Origin of the sequence: Hydrogenovibrio crunogenus, from assembly GCF_004786015.1 — a bacterium.
GTDB classification, from domain to species: domain Bacteria; phylum Pseudomonadota; class Gammaproteobacteria; order Thiomicrospirales; family Thiomicrospiraceae; genus Hydrogenovibrio; species Hydrogenovibrio crunogenus.
In genome coordinates, this window is record NZ_CP032096.1 from 1194926 (window position 1) to 1214592 (window position 19667).

General features: G+C 41.7%; 20 protein-coding genes. 13 read left to right on the plus strand and 7 right to left on the minus strand.

Annotated features, from left to right (window positions below; all coding sequences use genetic code 11):
- Positions 1-20: 20 nt before the first annotated feature.
- From hflD to GHNINEIG_RS05780, 3 genes are read right to left on the minus strand one after another with little or no spacing between them, the layout of a single operon-like run.
- Entirely contained in the window at positions 21-707 is a 687-nt protein-coding gene (gene hflD, locus GHNINEIG_RS05770) for a high frequency lysogenization protein HflD (RefSeq protein WP_135795767.1), read from the minus strand.
- A gap of 9 nt (positions 708-716) precedes the next feature.
- Positions 717-1856 carry a tRNA 2-thiouridine(34) synthase MnmA gene (mnmA, locus tag GHNINEIG_RS05775; RefSeq protein WP_135795768.1) on the minus strand — a complete coding sequence of 380 codons (1140 nt, stop codon included), beginning with the start codon at positions 1854-1856 and terminating at the stop codon, positions 717-719.
- Between the two features lie 12 nt (positions 1857-1868).
- Positions 1869-2426 carry an rRNA large subunit pseudouridine synthase E gene (locus GHNINEIG_RS05780; protein WP_135795769.1) on the minus strand — a complete coding sequence of 186 codons (558 nt, stop codon included), beginning with the start codon at positions 2424-2426 and terminating at the stop codon, positions 1869-1871.
- Positions 2427-2530: 104 nt separating this feature from the next.
- On the opposite strand from GHNINEIG_RS05780, the gene GHNINEIG_RS05785 reads away from it, so the two are divergent.
- The 6 genes from GHNINEIG_RS05785 to GHNINEIG_RS05810 all read left to right on the plus strand — a co-directional run bounded on the left by GHNINEIG_RS05785 (position 2531) and on the right by GHNINEIG_RS05810 (position 8228).
- Positions 2531-4750 carry an NADP-dependent isocitrate dehydrogenase gene (locus tag GHNINEIG_RS05785; RefSeq protein ID WP_135795770.1) on the plus strand — a complete coding sequence of 740 codons (2220 nt, stop codon included), beginning with the start codon at positions 2531-2533 and terminating at the stop codon, positions 4748-4750.
- 460 nt (positions 4751-5210) lie between these two features.
- Positions 5211-5828, plus strand: coding sequence for a uracil-DNA glycosylase family protein (locus tag GHNINEIG_RS05790; protein WP_135795771.1), 618 nt, complete (start codon positions 5211-5213; stop codon positions 5826-5828).
- An 89-nt stretch (positions 5829-5917) separates the two neighbouring features.
- Positions 5918-6562 carry a hypothetical protein gene (locus tag GHNINEIG_RS05795; protein ID WP_135795772.1) on the plus strand — a complete coding sequence of 215 codons (645 nt, stop codon included), beginning with the start codon at positions 5918-5920 and terminating at the stop codon, positions 6560-6562.
- 247 nt (positions 6563-6809) lie between these two features.
- Positions 6810-7181, plus strand: coding sequence for a hypothetical protein (locus tag GHNINEIG_RS05800; protein WP_189636937.1), 372 nt, complete (start codon positions 6810-6812; stop codon positions 7179-7181).
- Positions 7182-7190: 9 nt separating this feature from the next.
- Entirely contained in the window at positions 7191-7835 is a 645-nt protein-coding gene (locus GHNINEIG_RS05805) for a DUF4145 domain-containing protein (RefSeq protein ID WP_135795773.1), read from the plus strand.
- A gap of 129 nt (positions 7836-7964) precedes the next feature.
- Positions 7965-8228, plus strand: a complete 264-nt coding sequence (locus tag GHNINEIG_RS05810) for a GIY-YIG nuclease family protein (RefSeq protein ID WP_135795774.1) — start codon at positions 7965-7967, stop codon at positions 8226-8228.
- A gap of 46 nt (positions 8229-8274) precedes the next feature.
- On the opposite strand, the gene GHNINEIG_RS05815 is transcribed toward GHNINEIG_RS05810, so the two are convergent.
- Positions 8275-8994, minus strand: a complete 720-nt coding sequence (locus tag GHNINEIG_RS05815; RefSeq protein WP_135795775.1) for a YebC/PmpR family DNA-binding transcriptional regulator — start codon at positions 8992-8994, stop codon at positions 8275-8277.
- A 279-nt stretch (positions 8995-9273) separates the two neighbouring features.
- Between GHNINEIG_RS05815 and GHNINEIG_RS05820 the strand changes: the two genes are divergently transcribed.
- The 4 genes from GHNINEIG_RS05820 to GHNINEIG_RS05835 all read left to right on the plus strand — a co-directional run bounded on the left by GHNINEIG_RS05820 (position 9274) and on the right by GHNINEIG_RS05835 (position 14040).
- Positions 9274-10077, plus strand: a complete 804-nt coding sequence (locus GHNINEIG_RS05820; protein ID WP_223260953.1) for an ATP-dependent zinc protease family protein — start codon at positions 9274-9276, stop codon at positions 10075-10077.
- Entirely contained in the window at positions 10077-11594 is a 1518-nt protein-coding gene (locus GHNINEIG_RS05825; RefSeq protein ID WP_135795777.1) for an inactive transglutaminase family protein, read from the plus strand. The genes GHNINEIG_RS05820 and GHNINEIG_RS05825 overlap by 1 nt, the downstream gene beginning before the upstream one ends.
- On the plus strand, positions 11594-12538 hold the full coding sequence (locus GHNINEIG_RS05830; protein ID WP_135795778.1) for an alpha-L-glutamate ligase-like protein: 945 nt from the start codon (positions 11594-11596) through the stop codon (positions 12536-12538). The genes GHNINEIG_RS05825 and GHNINEIG_RS05830 overlap by 1 nt, the downstream gene beginning before the upstream one ends.
- Before the next feature lie 143 nt (positions 12539-12681).
- A complete protein-coding gene (locus GHNINEIG_RS05835) occupies positions 12682-14040 on the plus strand; it encodes a GGDEF domain-containing response regulator (protein WP_135795779.1) in 1359 nt (452 codons plus the stop codon).
- Positions 14041-14105: 65 nt separating this feature from the next.
- Here the strand turns inward: GHNINEIG_RS05835 and GHNINEIG_RS05840 are convergent, their stop codons facing one another.
- Complete coding sequence (locus GHNINEIG_RS05840) at positions 14106-14675, minus strand: PhnA domain-containing protein (RefSeq protein WP_135795780.1); 570 nt, start codon at positions 14673-14675, stop codon at positions 14106-14108.
- A gap of 313 nt (positions 14676-14988) precedes the next feature.
- On the opposite strand from GHNINEIG_RS05840, the gene GHNINEIG_RS05845 reads away from it, so the two are divergent.
- The 3 genes from GHNINEIG_RS05845 to clpA are packed head-to-tail and all read left to right on the plus strand — an operon-like array spanning position 14989 to position 18380.
- Entirely contained in the window at positions 14989-15783 is a 795-nt protein-coding gene (locus GHNINEIG_RS05845; RefSeq protein WP_135795781.1) for a DnaJ domain-containing protein, read from the plus strand.
- Between the two features lie 35 nt (positions 15784-15818).
- On the plus strand, positions 15819-16133 hold the full coding sequence (gene clpS, locus GHNINEIG_RS05850) for an ATP-dependent Clp protease adapter ClpS (RefSeq protein WP_135795782.1): 315 nt from the start codon (positions 15819-15821) through the stop codon (positions 16131-16133).
- Entirely contained in the window at positions 16134-18380 is a 2247-nt protein-coding gene (gene clpA, locus GHNINEIG_RS05855) for an ATP-dependent Clp protease ATP-binding subunit ClpA (protein WP_135795783.1), read from the plus strand.
- A 90-nt stretch (positions 18381-18470) separates the two neighbouring features.
- On the opposite strand, the gene infA is transcribed toward clpA, so the two are convergent.
- Together infA and aat are read right to left on the minus strand one after the other, a co-directional pair.
- Positions 18471-18689, minus strand: coding sequence for a translation initiation factor IF-1 (gene infA, locus GHNINEIG_RS05860; protein ID WP_011370535.1), 219 nt, complete (start codon positions 18687-18689; stop codon positions 18471-18473).
- A gap of 103 nt (positions 18690-18792) precedes the next feature.
- On the minus strand, positions 18793-19563 hold the full coding sequence (aat, locus tag GHNINEIG_RS05865) for a leucyl/phenylalanyl-tRNA--protein transferase (RefSeq protein ID WP_135795784.1): 771 nt from the start codon (positions 19561-19563) through the stop codon (positions 18793-18795).
- Between the last annotated feature and the right edge of the window lie 104 nt (positions 19564-19667).

The window sequence follows — 19667 nt, forward strand, 5'->3', positions numbered from 1 at the left end:
CCTTGGGTCGGATTACGTTGCTATGATTGCGATGACGGCGGCTCGTTGTCGTCAAATGATTTCGGTTCATTTTTGAGTGGGACTCGATAGAGTGATTGAGCTGATTGCAGGTATTTCTTGCGGCTCCAGAGTAGTCCCCATCGCGTCCCGCCAACTTGACGCCATAAAAGCGTTGCTCGAATGCCTGCCAGCAATAATGCCCTGATTTTATTCGCAGTTTTTGGATTTTGCAAATGTCCGTGTTGGCCGTTGACGATAATTCTTGGGCTGATTTGACTGATGTTTTCGGAATAGGCTCTTGCAAGTGTCGCGATAACATTGTCATGAAAATCGCTAAAATGCTCTCTCTGTGAGCGAGCCGATTCAATAACGCGAGACACTTTCTGCAAAGCGCCTTCCGTTTTAGAGACATTCTTGTCCAAGATCATCAAACTTAAAACATATTTGGTAATTTCAATATTACGTGATGAAACAGCTTGATTGGAACTCATTTGCGACAATAGGGTATCAACTCCTAATTGAATATTCATAACTTCTCCACCGAATACATCCAACGTGTCTTGTGGATTTTCACAAAAAAGTGAGTTGATACTGGTTTGGAATGCTTTTTCGTCCGTTTTTCCTGTTGTTGCCAGCTGAAATACTTGCTGTGCAACTTGGTAAATGCCTATCAGTGCAATCGCTTTGTCTTGATCAGTATATGTCATAAATAGTAATTACTTGTCTTTGTTGATTTCAGATAAAGAATGGTAGCGTCCAGTGATAATGGCACCCCCTAAACAGATCTCACCCTCATAAAACACAACGGATTGACCAGGAGTAATTGCCGTTTGTGCTTCATCAAATTGTACAATAATTTCGCCATCTTTCTCAGAAAGGATTTGGCAAGGCTGCTCCGGTTGACGATAACGGACTTTGGCCTTTAATGGTTGTTTTAAGGATGGGCATTGACCGGATACCCAATCACAAGTGTCGGCCGTTAAAAACGCATGGTTCAACAATGGGTGGTCCGATCCTTGCACGGCTATCAATTGATTGGTTTCCAAATTTTTATCCGCTGAGAACCAAGGCAAGCCAGAATCTCCGAAACCACCGCCAATCCCCAAGCCTTTGCGTTGACCCAGCGTGTGGTACATCAATCCTTCATGATGACCAATCACGTCGCCCTCGGTATTGACGATATCCCCAGGTTGCGCCGGTAAAAACTGTTGTAAGAAATCTTTGAATTTCCGCTCACCGATAAAGCAGATGCCGGTGCTGTCTTTCTTATCATGCGTGATTAAATGCGCTTCTTCCGCTAATTGTCGAACGTAAGGTTTTTCCAGCTCTCCAATCGGGAACAGAGATTTTGACAACTGATGTTGCTGTAACGTGTAAAGAAAGTAACTTTGATCTTTATTGTTATCCAAACCTTTCAGTAAATAGCATTGGCCATTCTCATCCCGGTTGATACGAGCATAATGCCCGGTGGCGATATAATCGGCGCCCAATGTCATGGCATGTTCTAAAAAGGCTTTAAATTTCACCTCTTTATTACAGAGGATATCTGGGTTCGGTGTTCGGCCTGATTGATATTCCGCGAGAAAATGTTCAAAAACCCGATCCCAATATTCGCCTGAAAAGTTTTCCACGTGTAGAGGAATGTCGAGTTTTTCACAAATGGCTAATACGTCTTTTAAATCTTCGGCGGCCGGGCAATAGTCTTCAGTGTCATCGCCTTCCCAGTTTTTCATAAACAATCCTTCGACATCATAGCCTTGTTGCTTAAGCAGTAAAGCTGTGACAGAAGAATCTACACCGCCGGATAATCCGACGATGACTTTTATATTTGAGTTGTCTTGTTTTGATGTTTGCATGTTGTTATTTTATCACGAATTTTTGATGAGCATGGATTCGCCCGGTTGTAACTTTTTAAGTTGGTAATCACCAATCTGAGTACGAATCAAACGCAAAGTCGGAAACCCAACAGCAGCGGTCATTCGACGGACTTGGCGATTTTTGCCTTCGGTAATAATCAGTTCCACCCAGGACGTTGGTATATTTTTACGTTCACGAATCGGCGGATTTCTTGGCCATAACCATTTGGGTTCCGGTATTTTCCGTGCTTTAGCAGGGCGGGTCAGACCATCTTTTAAGGTCACCCCTTGTTGCAATTGCCTGATGGCATCTTTGCTGATGTCACCCTCTACCTGAACCAGGTAGGTTTTGGGTAATTTATGTTTTGGGTTGGCAATGTGTTGTTGCAGCTTGCCATCATTAGTGAGCAGCAATAGACCTTCGGAATCACGGTCTAGTCGACCGGCCGCATAAAACCCGGGTTGATTGATGAAATCAGCCAGTGTTTGACGCTGATCCCTAAACTCCGGTTCATCCGTAAATTGACACAGCACGTTAAAAGGTTTGTTAAAAAGCAGCAGTTCACTCATGTTGACTTATATTTTTCCGGCTGGTGGGGTAAAATAACGCCTATTCTAACATCTTTAATACAATTCAACGCGTAACGTTGAAGCACTCTAATTAGGAAACTCTAATGACCGCAAAGATTATTTATACATTAACGGATGAAGCACCTGCACTAGCGACTTATTCACTTTTACCGATTGTTGAAGCCTTTACCAAGGCGGCTGGCGTGTCGGTTGAAACACAGGATATTTCGTTAGCAGGTCGTATTCTTGCAAACGTTCCTGACAAGCTGAGCGAGGCTCAAAAAGTAGGGGATGCTTTAACCGAGTTGGGTAATTTAGCGAAAACGCCGGAAGCGAACATTATTAAGCTACCGAATATCAGTGCTTCCGTGCCGCAATTGAATGCCGCTATTAAAGAATTACAAAGCCAGGGATATGACATTCCCGATTATCCGGCCAACCCGAAAACACCTGAAGAAGAAAAAATCAAAGCGGCTTATGCCAAAGTGCTTGGAAGTGCAGTCAACCCTGTTCTGCGTGAAGGGAATTCCGATCGTCGTGCCCCCACTTCAGTGAAAAATTTTGCCAAAAAGCACCCGCACTCAATGGGCGCTTGGTCTGAAAACTCAAAATCAAAAGTGGCGCACATGACCGAAGGCGATTTTTACGGTTCAGAAAAGTCGATGACTTTACCAGAAGCCACGGAATTCAAAATCGAATTCGTGTCTGACTCTGGTGACATTAAAGAATTGAAAGGCACAGCGCCATTGCAAGCAGGGGAAGTAATCGATGCGGCCGTCATGAGTCAGAAAGCTTTAAGAGACTTTCTTGCCAAAGCCGTGGCTGAAGCGAAAGAACAAGGTATTTTATTCTCGATTCATTTGAAAGCCACCATGATGAAAGTATCTGACCCGATTATTTTCGGTCAAGCTGTGTCAGTTTTCTTTGAAGACGTCTTTAAAAAATATGCCGATGAGTTTGAGCAGTTAGGGGTAAACACCAACAACGGATTGGGTGATGTTTATTCTAAAATCGAATCCTTGTCAGCAGATAAGCAAGCCGAAATTGAAGCGGCCATTGCCAAAACCATTGAAGACAAAGCGGATATCGCGATGGTGGACTCGGATAAAGGTATTACCAACTTACATGTGCCATCTGACGTTATTGTTGATGCGTCAATGCCCGCTATGATCCGTACTTCGGGACAGATGTGGAATAAAGACGGACAACAACAAGATACTTTGGCGGTGATTCCAGATCGTTGTTATGCGGGTGTGTATCAGGAAACCATTAATTTCTGTAAGCACCACGGTGCATTTGATCCAACCACAATGGGAACTGTGCCGAATGTGGGCTTAATGGCTCAGAAAGCCGAAGAATATGGTTCACATGATAAAACCTTCCAAATGGACGGTGCTGGAACAGTTAGAGTGGTTGAACCGAATGGTAATGTGTTGCTGGAGCAAACGGTTGAAGCAGGCGATATTTTCCGTATGTGTCAGGTTAAAGATGCACCGATTCAAGACTGGGTTAAACTGGCGGTAAACCGTGCAAGAGCTACCAATACACCGGCTGTTTTCTGGCTGGATACAAACCGCGCGCATGATCACCAATTGATTGAAAAAGTGAACCACTACCTATTGGATCACGACACAACAGGCTTGGAAATTCACATTATGTCGCCAGAGGAAGCGACGCGCTTTACTTTGCGCCATGTAAAAGAAGGCAAGGATGTCATTTCCGTAACGGGGAACGTGTTGCGAGATTATCTAACCGATTTATTCCCGATTTTAGAACTCGGAACGTCTGCAAAAATGTTATCGATTGTGCCATTGATGAATGGTGGTGGCTTGTTTGAAACCGGTGCGGGTGGGTCGGCGCCAAAACATGTTCAACAATTCATGGAAGAAAACCATTTGCGTTGGGATTCTTTGGGAGAATTCTTGGCTTTAGCTGTCTCGCTGGAACATTTGGCGACCCATTTCAGTAATCCGAAAGCACAAGTGCTGGCGGATACGCTGGACAAAGCGACTGGGCGTTTCCTAGAAAACAATAAATCGCCTTCTCGTAAAGTGGGGGAAATTGATAACCGAGGCAGTCATTTCTACTTGGCGATGTATTGGGCGCAAGAGTTGGCGGCGCAAGAAACCGATGCGGAGCTGAAAGCCCGTTTTGAAAAAGTGGCGGATGCCTTAACGCAAAATGAAGACGCAATTATGTCGGAATTGAATGGGGCACAAGGCAAGTCAGTTGATATCGGTGGTTACTACAAATTCAATGGTGAGTTGGCGAGTCAGGCAATGCGCCCAAGTGCTACGCTAAACACTTTGATTGATGCTGTCTAAATAATCTTTCAAATCGTTTAAAACGAGAGCCCGTAAAAACAGCCAGGCCTGGCTGTTTTTGATATTAAAAGCCCGCTTTATGCGGGTTTTTTAATGTAGATTTATCCGTTTTTTAAAGGAATGACGTCACTTGTTGTTAAACTGAGAGGAAAAAAGTGTGACTGTTTTGCTCGTGTCACATTTTAATCGAATGCATGCTCCATTTTTTATGCATAAACAGCAAACTAAGCCTATTTTCGTATAGAATAATACTTAGTTCGGATGTATTCACACATCAAAGGCAAAAAACATGGTTTAGGCACTATTGTTTAGGCCTTATAAAATAACTTTTTATTTTAATTAAGTTAATAAAACAATTAGTTACATATTATGCCTCACCAAAAATATAACAAAAAACATCAATTTTATAAGTTATTGACCTACGTAAAAAATATAAGTTAGGATGTCTAATAATAGTTAGATGAAAAAAGATATGGATGCGATTTCAAACTTTATTAGTGAGCTGAAGAAGCAGAAAAACACCCCTACAGTCTCAAACCCATATCTTGTGGCTGGTGTAGCAGAGAATCTCGAAGCCTACCTAGATTCAATGTTAAGTATTGATGGGAAAAGAGTTATATTGGTTGGAGAAGCGCCGGGTTATAAAGGATGTAAAATTACGGGCATTCCCTTTACAAGTGGAAAGGTCTTTGAAAAAGTCAAACATCCACTCTTGCTAAAAATTAAAGAGAAGTTAGTTCTTACAGAAATTGAAGCAGAGAATACGGCAACTATTGTCTGGAACTACTTATCAACGAAAACAACCACCCCTTTGTTTTGGAACTCATTTCCTTTTCATCCACACCCGGAAGGCAATGAAAATAAAAATCGAGCGCCAACAGATGATGAAATTGAATATGGGGTTATGTTCTTACGTACATTGTATGAAATATTCAAACCAGAGTTAGTGGCTGGCATTGGTAATTCAGGTCTAAATTGTGCGAAACGCGCTTTTCCGGGAGTTTCGGTCAAATACATAAGGCATCCGTCTTTCGGTGGGAAATCCGAGTTCATAGAAGGTATGAATGAAATCATCTAACAAAATGCTCAAGTTCGTTCGCTTTCGCTCACTGGGACACTTGCTTCGCTCGTGACCCTTAGCATGGCGTTAGCCATCAAGGTAATCAAATGACTTTAAAGTGGAGTAGTCAAAGAACTATCGCGAATAGCAGAATCGTTAAAACATCTGTTATTTGGCTATTTATAGTCCCGTTTGTTGCTAAATTACTATCAACCATTGATGATGTAATACAACTTACAATTTTTGAAGGCTCTATTTCTATTTCGACTGTTCTGCCATTTTCGTGGCAATTATTATTTTTTGCGGCAATATCTTTTACTATTGCAGGAATAATTTATTCAATTGCATGTCCTGAAATAGTTAAAAACTATGAGAATCATGCTCAGTTTGAATCTGATGGTAAAACCAGGTTGCAAATTAATTCAGCTTTAAAAGATATGGCTTGGGACCAATCAGACAAAAAATTCAAAGAGAAATATGTTTCATTTGTGAAAAAATATCTTCAAACATACAGCAAGCTACCCTTACAGTATAGTGATGAAAACCTCAATAAAGACGGAGTTTCCCTATTGGAGAATATTTCCGATATTGAAGGGAAAAATAGCAACGCATTCTATTATGTATATGAATTATCAGATACACATGGGCAACCATGGATATGGTCTTCGCTTATTTTCTATGTTGTTGGTTTTATTTGCTTTACGATTATCGGTATTCAAAATATTTTGTATGTTGTTGAAACATTTGGCTAACAAAATACTCAACCCGACCGCGCTAACGCGCGGCGGGTTAGCTTAAACGTTAGTTCCGATGCTTGCGCGTCGGAACTAACGGGTTGCGGATTGCCATCCACTTGTGTCCCGCGCAAGCGCTGGACTAGCAAGCGAATGGGGCGGACAGACCTTATGAAAATAAATTTTCAACGGACATGCCGCTTATCCGCAGCCCTTTATAAGTCCGTAATCCTCCCAACTTCAAATCAAATATAAGGTGAAACAAATGCCGTCAAATTTTAAAGGTCTTGAAAAGTTACAAAAGAATATGCACGAACTAAGTGAAAAAACGGAAATAAAACTTACTGAACTTATGAATCCTAGTTTTGTTGCCAGTTGTTCAAAGTTCGACTCAATTGAAGATTTATTTGATGCCAGCGGATTTTCTATTGAAAGTCCTGAAGATTTTGCCGAAATCCCTGATGATGAGTGGGAGGAATTTATCGTAGGAAATACTTCGTTTAGTTCATGGAATGAAATGCAACAGTATACAAAACAGCAGTTGCATAAGGCTTCTAACAAGGCACTCAAGCGGACTGCGCTAAAGCGCAGCTCGCTTAGCTTAGTCGTTTGCATGTATGTACCGAACATAGGGTGAGTTCTTCGAATGAATACTAAAAAAAAGGCCTATTGCCATAAGTGTCGACAAGATACGAATCAAACTTTGTTATTCGCAGAGACGGAATATGATACCCGTGAAGTGTTTTTCGAAAAGCTTCAAGGAGAATCTCGGTGGGTAGTTGAACAAAGGCTATGGAATCTATCCAAATGTTTAGGTTGTGAAATGCTTAACTTGGAAATAGAGACAATTCACATAGGTAATTCAAATACATCAAAAAAACAAATGCCCGGCAAATCCAGAAGGGTTGTTCCTTCTTGGATATTTTCACTGGAACGGCCATATATTGAGTTACTGGCGGAGGTATATACAGCATTTAATAATGGTTCTTTTAGACTGGCATTGATGGGCGTTAGAGCAATATTTGATATCTTTATGCAAGAGAAGGTTGGAGACATTGGGGGATTTAAAAAGAAATTACTAGAGTTGAAGAAGCTACATTTAATCAATTCTACCCAAGTAGATTTACTCGATGCCGCTATTGATGCAGGTAGTGCAACAGCACATCGAGGGTACAATCCAAGTGAAGAAGTTATGCACTCAGTTATGGATATTGTCGAACATCTACTTAAGTCAATCTCATTAGAAAACAAGCTAATTGAAATTACTAGCTCGACGCCTAAGAGGGAATGACATGCATAACTAAAGCATCAAGTTCGCTTAGAAAAGGGGACGTTACCCTTTGATTGAAAAATAAAAAACCACCAGGCCTGGCTGTTTTTACGGGCTTTTTGTTTGAGAAGACTCAAAAAGGCTTAAGTGATGGCTGAAAAAACTTGGGTAGTGTATTTGCTAAAGTGCCGCGACAATAGTTTGTATTGTGGAGTGACGAATGATTTAAGTCGTCGTTTACGTCAGCACAATGGCGAGATTAAAGGTGGGGCGAAATATACCCAAGCAAGAAGGCCTTGTGAGTTGGTTTATCAGGAAGGGTGTGAAGATAAAAGCAGTGCTATGAAGCGCGAATATAATCTTAAACAGCTATCGAGAATTCAAAAAGAAAGGTTGTTTGAGAGAGGGGCTTAAAAACGACCAGGCCTGGCCGTTTTTAAAGGGAATGCGTGTGTTAAGTTTATAACTCTACGTCGTAATAAACGTTTTGCACATCGTCCAAGTCTTCCAGCATCTCTAGGAATTTCTCGAACAGTTCACGATCTTCTTCGTTTTCGATGGGTTTGGTCATATGGGGTAAGAATTGGATTTCATCCACTTCAAAGTCAATCGTACCAAATGCATCGACTAAAGCGGTTTTGGCTTTGGCATATTCGGTATGCGGTACAAAGACACTGATTTTACCGTCTTCATTTTCAATGTCGGATACATCGACATCGGCCATCAGTAAAGCTTCCAACACGGCTTCTTCATCTTCCCCTGCAAACACCAAAATAGCGGCGTGGTCGAACATGTGGCTGACACTGCCTTGTGTGCCGATTTTGGTTTTGGTTTTGGTAAAGCAACTACGAACATCCCCAAAGGTACGATTCGGGTTGTCGGTCAGGCATTCAATGATGACCATGCTGTTGCCTGGTCCATACCCTTCATAACGCGCAATGGCAAAATCTTCTCCGCCACCGCCTTTGGCTTTGTCTAATGCTTTGTCGATTACGTGCGCTGGCACTTGTGCTTTTTTAGCGCGTTCAATTAAGCCTTGTAAGGCCAGATTGCTTTCAGGTTCCACGCCGCCACTTTTTGCGGTGACATAAATTTCTCGGCTGAATTTACTATAGACTTTGGCTTTGGCGTCCGATGTTTTCGCCATCGATTCTTTGCGGTTTTGGTAGGCTCTACCCATCTTTTCTTTTCCGTTCGAATTTTTTAAAACGTAAATTTTACACAATCAGACGCTGTGTTGCCGAACTTTAGCTTTTGAAATAAAGATTTTGATTTTAAAGAAAGATATTAAGAGTGAGTAAATTGACTTGTTACGTGATTTTGATTACATTTGATTTGTGTTGAATGAAGTGAAAATGTCAATGGCGATTCCGTGATAATCAGGTTGTTTCAATAGTCATTGTTCAGGTGCATGCTATTATTCTGCGCTTGTGTGTTTTATATAAAAAAGGGTTTTTTTGTGAGAGCTAATCACGCACTTTGGGGTGTTTTTTTACCTGTCTTTTTGGGGCTAAGTGGTTGTCTTCCTTCGGAGATGACTGTGAAAAAAGCACAGTTGGATTCAATAGATCAGCGCTTGACCAAGCTTGATCAAACTCTAATTCAAAGGGATCAAGCGCATTTTAAACTGGTTGGAGACTATCAGACTTCGGTTGAGAAACAACAAGCGGTGTTGAAAAAAATTGAAGCGGATGTCTCGTCATTGAAAAAACAGATGGCAGCCGAAGCAGAAAGCCGTGCCGAAAAAAAGACCCAAACCCGCCCAACAGATACTAAACAAATAAAGAATCAATCAGGTTATTTATATGTAGGTGACAAGCTGGTCATCGGTGAAATTGAAGATATATATCTAAGACCTGTGAACCTTGAACTTGAAGGACGAATCGATACGGGGGCACAAACTTCTTCTTTAGATGCACAGAATTTAACAGTTTTTGAGCGTGATGGTAAAGAGTGGGTGAAATTTAACTTTGTGGATCGTCAAACGAAAGAGGTTCATGAAATTGAGCGTCCTGTGAGCCGGTTTGTGTTGATTATTCAATCCAATACACAAGAGAAGGATCGTCGCCCAGTCGTGGCTTTTAACTTAACCATTGGTAATGTGTCGCAAGTGGTGGAGTTCACGTTAACCGATCGTTCTCATTTAGATTTTTCAGTGTTGATCGGCCGAAACGTATTAAAAGATTTGATGTTGGTTGATATCAGTAAACAAAAAATTGCCCCGCCTGAAATTTCATCTCCGCAAAAAGAGAGTGCTCATTAATGTCTCGTTCTTCATTTTATATTTTTATTGTTTTGTTAGTGGTGATTGGGTTGCTAACCGCTTGGATGCGGCATGTTGATACGGGCATTCCATTAAAACCGGGGGAAAAAGCATCTGCCTGGATGATTGAAGCGCGCGTTGATTTTAAGGCTATGGATGATAAACCTGTTTTGGCGAGTTTGAATTTACCCAAACATATTCCTGGATTCCGGTTGTTTTTTGAACAGACTGCATCACCAGGTTATGGATTCACCATTGTTGATAGAGAGGGGGTACGACGCGGAGAGTGGAGTATCCGAGAAGCTTCCGGACCTCAAACGTTATATTATAAGGTTCAGGTGGTGGTTGATAAGAATGAGAAAGGTGTCATACAGCCTAAGCCTGAAGCAGCTGTGAAAACGATTAATCTTATTTGGGACCAGGCTGAAAAAATCGCAGCTGAGCAGTTACTCTCTAAGGCGTATAACCAGTCCAGTACAGATGAAAGTTTGACCAGAGAGTTGATTAAGTTACTTTCAAGTCGTTCTGAAAAGCAAAATGCGGCGTTATTATTGGAAGGGCATAGTAAAGCTGAAGTTTTACAAAAGTTGCTGACGGATGCGGGTATTACAGTTCGTGTGCCGATGGGGTTGTATCTTGAGGATCGCCGACGCAATCAGTCACTGGTCTCTATGATAGAAATTTATACGGCTGGAAAATGGCATTTGTTTGACCCGAACACAGGGGTGCAAGGCTTACCTGAAAATTTCTTATTATGGAATCGTGGAGGTCGGTCTCTTATTGAGCTGATGGGGGGAGAAGATGCACATGTCAGTTTTTCGATGATAGAGCAGAAAATGCCGCCTGTTGAGTTGGCTCAGGAATATTCCAGCGATGAAGGGTTCGGTATTCTAAGCATCCATCATCTACCGATTGAAGAGCAGAGTGTGTTCAAGCTGTTGCTGCTGTTGCCAATAGGGGCTTTAATAACAGTCATGATGCGGGTTTTGGTTGGCATTAAAACCTCGGGAACCTTTATGCCGGTTCTGATTGCCATGGCCTTTATACAAACCTCTCTGGGATTAGGACTGATTAATTTCATTGCGATTGTTGCCATTGGGTTGATGTTACGAAGTTACCTCTCTGCATTGAATCTGTTATTGGTAGCTCGAATAGCCACCATTATTGTCATTGTGATTTTTATTATCGGTTTGATGAGTCTGGTTGGGTATAAGCTTGGGTTTAACACGGGCATGACCGTCGCCTTTTTCCCAATTATTATCTTGGCTTGGACCATTGAGCGGATGTCGATTCTTTGGGAAGAAGAGGGGGCCAGGCAGGTTTTGATTCGCGGTGGAGGAAGCTTGCTTGTTGCGGTCATGGCATATTTGGGCATGCAATCTCCTTGGGTAGGGTATTTGAGTTTTAACTTCCCGGAATTGAATCTGGTGGTCGTGGCTTTGATTATGCTGTTAGGCCGATACACGGGATATCGTTTGCTTGAACTACGCCGCTTTCAGGCAATGGATCAGCAATAATGTTCAAGTGGATTAGCCCCCGCCGTTTGAATGAAATCGGTATTTTGGGAATGAATGGCCGAAACATCGATTATATCGGTCGTTATAATGACCGTTCTCTTTACCCTTTGGTGGACAATAAGTTCAAAACCAAGCAAATGGCGCAGAAATATAAAGTCATTGCACCGAAACTGCATGGTGTGATCGAGCACCAATATGAAGTAAAAACATTGGTGAATTTGTTGGCCAATAAAGAAGGGTTTGCAATTAAACCAGCACGAGGGTCAGGAGGAAAGGGCATATTAGTGATCACTGGCCGAAAAGGGGATTGCTTTGTGCGTGCTTCTGGCAAAGAAATGACGTTAGAGAGTATTGAGCGCCATGTGACTAATGTTCTTGCTGGGCTCTATTCCTTAGCGGGTGCACCGGATGTGGCGTTGATCGAAGACTTGATTCAGGCGGATCCTTTATTTGATAAATATTCCTACCAAGGGGTGCCTGACATTCGTATTATCGTCTTTAAAGGGTATCCGGTTATGGCAATGTTACGCCTGTCCACAAGAGTCTCTGACGGTAAAGCCAATTTTCACCAAGGTGCGGTGGGGGTTGGGTTGGATATGGCAACTGGCAAAGCAGCTTATGCTGTTCAGTTTGAAAAACGATTAGAGCATCATCCTGATACGGGACAGGTGTTGAATGATATTGAAATTCCAAACTGGTCTGATTTATTATTGCTAGCCGCTAAATGCTATGACATGATTGGACTGGGATATCTGGGAGCAGATATTGTCCTCGACAAAGATAAGGGACCCATGTTGCTGGAGTTAAATGCGCGGCCAGGCTTATCTATTCAGCTTGCTAATGGAAAAGGACTGCTCCCCAGATTGCGCCAAGTTGAAGCGTTAGAAGAAACACATATGAACGCAGAAGACCGTGTGGCTTATGTTTTGAAGTCATTGAAGTAATTTAAAAAATCATTTTCCTTTCACATTTCTTTATTATGATCTTGATTTATATCATAAATAAACATGCATTCCTGCTGTAACCCATATAATATGACGCCATAATTTTGATTATCAACTATAAAAAAACGAATAGTGCACTCTAAATGAATATTTTAATTGTGGATCCGTCCAAAAGTTATCGGGAAGTTGTCAAACAAATCTTGTCGAACGATGATGTGAAAGTCATTGAAGCAAAAAGCGGCCAAGAAGCTTTTACTTATTTAAAACATAAAACCCCAAGTGCGATCAGCATCGCTCATGAACTGGGGGATATGGACAGCTTTAAGTTTTTAAAAAAGGTCAATTTAAATACCATTTTATGTAATGTTCCGAAGTTTTTATTAACTTCTAATGCCTCGAAAGAATTTAAAAGAGAAGCTTATGATGCTGGTTTTACAGAGATTTTTGTAAAATCTGATTTCCCAACCTTAAAGCGTGCGTTAAAAAGTTTGATGTTATATGCAACGATGCATATTTCGGCGAAGGTGTTATATGTAGAAGATACGCAAAGCACGGCAGATTACACCAGCCATATTATGTATTCAGCAGGCTGGGAAGTCGATCATGTTAAAAGTGGCGAAGCGGCAGCCGAGTTGCTGGATAAGCGTAAAGGGCATTACGATTTAGTGGTTACCGACCTGGTTTTGGAAGGTAATGTGAGTGGTATCGGCTTGATTAACTTAATTCGACAAGGGCACGAGAGTATTCGCGATATTCCAATACTTGCTGTATCAGGTTGGAATGATTTATTACGGCAGGTTTATGTGCTAAAGCATGGTGCCGGGGATTTTATTGCCAAGCCCTTTCATGAAACAGACTTCTTAGCACGCGCCATTAACTTGATCTTGAATAAAAAACAGTTAGATACCGTAAAAACCGCTAAGAAGGCCTTATACTTAAAAGCGAATATAGATGCCGCTACAGGTTTGAATAATCGTCATTACCTAGAAGAATATGGCGAAAAAATGGTGGCGGATTCATGTAATCGCAATGAAGGGATTACACTTGCGCTGGTTGATATCGATCACTTTAAAAGTGTCAATGACTCATTAGGTCATGCGACAGGGGATGCTGTATTGAAACAGGTTTCAAGCCTGGTAAAAAGCCATTGTCATTCCAATGATCTGGTGGTTCGGTATGGGGGCGATGAGTTATTGATTTTAATGACAGATGTAGATCAAACGATGGCCGCCGAGCGTTTGGAAGTGATTAGAGCAGAGGTAGCTCGATTAAACCCGGTTAATGTGCCTGTGACGGTGACAATTGGTGCGACTGCTTGTGATAAGAAGAATAAACCAGAGCTGATGCAGTTATTGAGAAGCCAAAATGGTGATGCGGACAATGTCAGTGTGGATTTGAAAACTTTATTTAAAGCGGCAGACGATTCGCTTTATATGGCAAAGCAATCAGGTAGGGATCAGGTGTGTGTTAATTCGCTCATGGACGTTGAACACTCAGAATAGAATGAGCCAGGGCCATCAAAAATGGCCAGGCCTGGCCATTTTTGAGGCTAAGTCCCAGGAAAAGTTTAAGCTTTCTTTAAAAAAGCAGCCACTAGAACGATCTGTGTTCCGTTGACTTTTCCTTCGATGTGAAGAGGGTTGTCAGTCAAGTGAATATTCTTCACCAAGGTGCCGCGTTTGGCAGTGAATCCTGCACCTTTTACATCTAAATCCTTGATTAAAGTGACATCATCGCCTTCTTGTAGAATCGTACCGTTGCTGTCTTTATGGATAATGGTCTCTTCATCTTCGTCTGGCATGCCGGCTTCAGCCCAGGCTTTGGTTTCATCTTCTAAATACATCATGTCTAAAAGGTCTTGTGGCCAGCCTTCTGCACGAAGTGCATTCAATAAACGGTAAGCCATGACTTGAACAGCAGGAACAGGAGACCACATGCTGTCATTCAAACAGCGCCAGTGATTTGCGTCCATAGTGTCAGGCTCTCCAATCTGGTTTTTACATGTTTGACAGACCACAATTGTTTGATCTGTTGAGCCATCTGAAGGAGGGACTTCATAAGTGCTTAATTGTTCTTCAGAGCCACATAGTTCACATTTAGAGCCGCTTCTATCCAATAGGCTTTGTTCAATCGTCATGTCTTTTCCTTTTAAAATGAGAATGCATATTATGCACAGAAAGTACGTTTTTTTAAAGGTGAATCAATAGGTCGGTTTCCAAAATGAAAGAGTTGTGAATGGAAAGATTGACGTTTTGTTTTTTATTAAGGTTCTAAAATAGTATGCCAAATCCATTGAAATGCTTACTTTTCAATTGGTTATAAAACTCAAAATCTTATCTGTTTGAAAGCTTTTTTTTACCCTGAAAAACCGTTAGAATAAATCATAATAAAGACTTTCATTGGAAGAATTAAGTTGTTAGTTTTATGCGGCAGAAAGTGACGAAAAATTCATGTTGAACACTCGTTACGATATTTCAAAAGATTACTTTGCATTATTGGGGGTTCACCACCAAGCTTGCGATAAAACGATCAAGCAAGCCTATCGTAAGATGGCGCGACGCTATCATCCAGATGTTTCTAAAATTCATAATGCCACTGAAAAATTTCAGGAAATTTCAGAAGCTTATGAAGTCCTAACTAAATTCAAAGAGGCCTATTGGCGAGAGTTTTGCAGAATGAACCGCCAGCAGTCTCGTCCGCGTTATCAGTCAAATTCATTTCGGCAACGCACTGCGTCACAACCGGGTTCGCAGAAAAATAAAAACGATTATCAGTGGCGTAAGCAAAGACCGATTCGCGGAAAAGATCGTGTGATTACCTATCCTTTAACACTTCGTTATGCTATTCGATTATTAAAAATCGGCTATTTCTATATCCCGGGTCTTAAGGTCAAAATGAAATTCACTCGTGACGCCTTTCTCAATAAGACGTTTCGTTTAAAAGGAAAAGGGTACCATGGCCTGTTTGGTGGCGAGCCAGGCGATTATTTAGTAAAATTTCAATTGAAGTTGGATTCGTTGAAATGGGAACTGAAAGGGTGTGATATTTATGGCACGATTCAGGTGCCCAGTACGTTGTTGGTTCCCGGGATGCAATTGGATTTAGAATCACCTGCCGGGAGCGCGAGTGTAACGGTTCCCAAAAACTACTCACCGAATGACTATATTTTAGTCCGAAATATGGGGCTGCCCGGGGATGAAATTAATTTGCCTGGTCACCTGTATGCAAAATTGATTGCTGCTTAAACGTAGCTCTGTTAAATTAAATCTAAGGAATCAGAATGCCAAGCCAGCCTTTTCAAGATGATGGTGTTGTTTTAGAGACGGCCAGACCCAAAGTTAAGCCGCCAAAGCGTTACCAAGTCGTTTTGTTAAATGATGACTTTACTCCGATGGACTTTGTTGTGGATGTGCTGACTCGTTTTTTTGGAATGGATGAAGCAAAAGCCAATACGGTTATGTTAGCGGTGCATACGAAAGGAAAAGGAACGTGTGGTGTTTATAGTCGAGAAGTGGCTGAAATGAAAGTCATGCAAGTGAATCAATATGCCAGAGAACACCAACACCCTCTGCAGTGTGAAATGGAGGTGGTTTAAATGTTAAGTAAAGAATTACAGCTCACTCTCAGTAATGCCTTTAGTTTGGCAAATGAGTATGAGCATGAGTATGTCACTCTGGAGCACTTGTTATTAGAGTTGCTTGGGTTGCCCTCTGTGCGAGAAGCAATAGAAGCGTGTGGCGTGAAACTGACCACTGTTGAATCTGAACTAGAGAAGTATCTTGATAGTGAAGCAGCGGGTATCAAGACAGAAGAATTATTGCCTACGATGGCTTTCCAACGCGTGATTGAGCGCGCGATTTATTTAGTGCAGTCAAATGGTTATACCGAAGTCACGGGCTTGCATGTTCTGGCATCGATTTTCTCGGAACAGGATTCTCACGCTGTTTATGTTTTGGAAAGCTGCGGAGTTCACCGTGTCGATATATTGAGTTATATCTCACATGGGGTAACGGCGCAGCAACAAGAAGATTTTTTGACGTCTTCTCCCTCTGAAGAGTCAATTGAAGATGCGGAAGTCGGTGAGTCTGAAAATAACCCCATTACCAATTACAGTGTTAATCTCAATGAAGAAGTTGAAATGGGACGCATTGACCCAATTATCGGGCGCGAATGGGAATTGACGCGTACATTAGAGGTTTTGAGTCGACGTCGTAAAAACAACCCCTTGTTGGTTGGTGAGCCAGGGGTGGGTAAAACCGCTGTGGCAGAAGGATTGGCACACCGTATTGTTGAAAAGAAAGTGCCTGAGCAGTTGCTGGATGCTGAGATTTTCAGTTTGGACATGGGCGCTTTACTGGCAGGAACACGTTATCGAGGGGATTTTGAAAAGCGTTTCAAGGCCTTGCTAAAAGCTCTGGAAGAACGATCCCATGCGATTTTGTTTATTGATGAAATTCATACCATTGTCGGGGCCGGTGCCGTACAAGGTGGAGCAATGGATGCGTCTAACTTGATGAAGCCGGCATTGTCATCGGGTAAATTACGCTGTGTTGGCGCAACAACGTATGAAGAATATCGGGGAATATTTGAAAAAGACCGTGCTTTGGCGCGTCGTTTCCAGAAAATTGATGTACATGAGCCGACTACCCAAGAAACGTTTGAAATCTTAAAAGGTTTGAAATCGCAATTCGAAAGTCATCATCATGTGAAATACACGTTACCGGCATTAAAAATGGCAGTGGATTTATCGGCGCGTTACATTAATGACCGTCATTTACCCGATAAAGCGATTGATGTGATTGATGAAGCCGGTGCGAAACAAGCATTGATGCCGAAAAGTAAACGTAAAAAACAAATTTCTGTGGCTGAGATTCAGCAAATTGTAGCGAATATTGCGCGTATTCCTGTGTCTCAGATTACTCAGAAAGAAAAAGACAAATTAATGAACCTGGAAGAAAGTCTACAACGTGTGGTCTTTGGGCAGGATGAAGCAGTGCACAGCGTTGTCTCGGCCATTAAGCTGGCTCGATCAGGTTTGAATGATGGAGACCGCCCAACAGCTTCTTTCTTGTTTGCTGGCCCGACTGGGGTGGGGAAAACAGAATTGACACAGCAATTGGCGAAACACCTTGATGTTGAGCTGTTGCGATATGATATGTCTGAATACATGGAACGCCATTCTGTTTCGCGACTGATTGGTGCGCCACCGGGGTATGTCGGGTTTGATCAAGGCGGTTTGTTAACAGAGGCTGTTAACAAACATCCGCATTCCGTTGTTTTACTTGATGAGATCGAGAAAGCACACCCTGATGTCTTTAACTTGCTGTTGCAGGTGATGGATAACGGTACCTTGACAGATAATAATGGTCGTAAAGCTGATTTTAGAAATGTTATTTTGATTATGACCTCGAATGTCGGGGCGGAAGCTGCATCAAGAGCCAGCATCGGCTTTGCCGTACAGGATCATAGTATGGATTTTCAGGGCGAGTTGAAAAAAGTCTTCACTCCTGAGTTCCGCAATCGTTTGGATGGCGTGGTTCAGTTTAATCGCTTGTCACCAGAAGTAATGAATTCAGTGGTTAATAAGTTTATTTATGCGCTTGAAAACAGTTTGCAAGACAAAAAAGTTTCAATCAAGTTAACGACTTCTGCTCGCAAGTGGTTAGCGAAAGAGGGATATGATCCATTTATGGGTGCCAGACCAATGTCTCGCTTAGTTCAAGAAAAGATTAAACAACCATTAGCAGAGATGCTGTTGTTTGGTGAGTTGCAATCTGGCGGAGAAGTGGTGATTGATGCCGACGAATCCGGCATAGTGTTGCATGCTGAGGAATTGGTTTAGAGGTTACTTGGCTTGATGTAAAACGTTTTGAAATAAAAAAACCGCTTTAAAGCGGTTTTTTTTATTTTTATAGAGTTGTTTTAGAGAACTTTATTTGCCGCGATAAGTGATACGACCTTTCGTTAGGTCGTAAGGCGTTAGTTCAACCTTAACCTTATCACCCGCTAAGATACGAATATAGTTTTTACGCATGCGCCCAGAAATGTGCGCTAAAATTTCATGACCGTTCTCTAAACGGACTTTGAACATTGTGTTCGGTAAAGTTTCAATCACTTCGCCGTCGAATTCAATAACATCTTGTTTTGACATAGACTTTTTAGCTTTATTGCCCCTATAAAAAATAAGCGGCGATTATAGCAATGCTTCAAGATTTATTCAAACTTTTGTCTATTTATTTAATAAAACAACGGTTTTAAGGGTTAGATTGGTTGGTTTTGTTCGAAACGTGTTCTGCTAGAAAAGGTTTTTGCCAGTTTACCTCTAGCTGCCATAATTTCGGAGGAAAGTCCTTATGGGTTTCTTGTTTCAGAATCGACTCAAAATACTCTCTAGAAATGAGAGTGGCTCCAAGTGATCTTAAGTGCGGTGTTTCCATTTGAGTATCGATTATGCGAAACCCCCAAGCTTTGAGTTGTTGGCATAAAGCGACTAAGGCAATTTTAGATGCATCCGGTTTTTTTGAAAACATGGATTCTCCAAAAAACACCTTTCCAATCGCAACGCCATAAAGGCCACCAACCAGCTGATTATCTTCCCAGACCTCAACAGAATGCGCATGTCCGCTTTTATGAAGTTGACCGTAGGCTGATAACATGTCCTCAGAAATCCAGGTACCATCCTGGTCGTGGCGCTCAATGGTGGCGCATTGGCGCATAACGTTTTCAAACTGTTGATCAAGTGTGATTGTGAATTTTTGCTTTCTGATGGTTTTGATTAAGCTGCGCCTGACTTTGAGGGAATCTATGAACAACACAGACCTTGGGTTTGGCGTCCACCAAAGTATTGGGTCATCTTCATTAAACCATGGAAAAATACCTTTATGGTAAGCATTGAGTAACCATTCTGGTGTTAAATCGCCTCCTACAGCGAGGAGGCCATCCGGTTCTGTCATGGCAAGATGGGTTGGCGGGAAAACAACAGGCTTGCTATCAAGCCAAAAAGGTTGATGAATCGGTTCAGACATTGAAATTATCTTATTTTTTTAACTCAAATTATCATAGAATATGCAGCTATTATAAAGCAATGTATTGAGGAAGCTTTGATGAACTCCAAAATTTGATTTTGGAA

Coding starts and splice junctions, on each gene's coding strand:
- hflD (WP_135795767.1), bottom strand. CDS start 707: ATGACATATACTGATCAAGACAAAGCGATTGCACTGATAGGCATTTAC.
- mnmA (WP_135795768.1), bottom strand. CDS start 1,856: ATGCAAACATCAAAACAAGACAACTCAAATATAAAAGTCATCGTCGGA.
- GHNINEIG_RS05780 (WP_135795769.1), bottom strand. CDS start 2,426: ATGAGTGAACTGCTGCTTTTTAACAAACCTTTTAACGTGCTGTGTCAA.
- GHNINEIG_RS05785 (WP_135795770.1), top strand. CDS start 2,531: ATGACCGCAAAGATTATTTATACATTAACGGATGAAGCACCTGCACTA.
- GHNINEIG_RS05790 (WP_135795771.1), top strand. CDS start 5,211: ATGAAAAAAGATATGGATGCGATTTCAAACTTTATTAGTGAGCTGAAG.
- GHNINEIG_RS05795 (WP_135795772.1), top strand. CDS start 5,918: ATGACTTTAAAGTGGAGTAGTCAAAGAACTATCGCGAATAGCAGAATC.
- GHNINEIG_RS05800 (WP_189636937.1), top strand. CDS start 6,810: ATGCCGTCAAATTTTAAAGGTCTTGAAAAGTTACAAAAGAATATGCAC.
- GHNINEIG_RS05805 (WP_135795773.1), top strand. CDS start 7,191: ATGAATACTAAAAAAAAGGCCTATTGCCATAAGTGTCGACAAGATACG.
- GHNINEIG_RS05810 (WP_135795774.1), top strand. CDS start 7,965: ATGGCTGAAAAAACTTGGGTAGTGTATTTGCTAAAGTGCCGCGACAAT.
- GHNINEIG_RS05815 (WP_135795775.1), bottom strand. CDS start 8,994: ATGGGTAGAGCCTACCAAAACCGCAAAGAATCGATGGCGAAAACATCG.
- GHNINEIG_RS05825 (WP_135795777.1), top strand. CDS start 10,077: ATGTCTCGTTCTTCATTTTATATTTTTATTGTTTTGTTAGTGGTGATT.
- GHNINEIG_RS05830 (WP_135795778.1), top strand. CDS start 11,594: ATGTTCAAGTGGATTAGCCCCCGCCGTTTGAATGAAATCGGTATTTTG.
- GHNINEIG_RS05835 (WP_135795779.1), top strand. CDS start 12,682: ATGAATATTTTAATTGTGGATCCGTCCAAAAGTTATCGGGAAGTTGTC.
- GHNINEIG_RS05840 (WP_135795780.1), bottom strand. CDS start 14,675: ATGACGATTGAACAAAGCCTATTGGATAGAAGCGGCTCTAAATGTGAA.
- GHNINEIG_RS05845 (WP_135795781.1), top strand. CDS start 14,989: ATGTTGAACACTCGTTACGATATTTCAAAAGATTACTTTGCATTATTG.
- clpS (WP_135795782.1), top strand. CDS start 15,819: ATGCCAAGCCAGCCTTTTCAAGATGATGGTGTTGTTTTAGAGACGGCC.
- clpA (WP_135795783.1), top strand. CDS start 16,134: ATGTTAAGTAAAGAATTACAGCTCACTCTCAGTAATGCCTTTAGTTTG.
- infA (WP_011370535.1), bottom strand. CDS start 18,689: ATGTCAAAACAAGATGTTATTGAATTCGACGGCGAAGTGATTGAAACT.
- aat (WP_135795784.1), bottom strand. CDS start 19,563: ATGTCTGAACCGATTCATCAACCTTTTTGGCTTGATAGCAAGCCTGTT.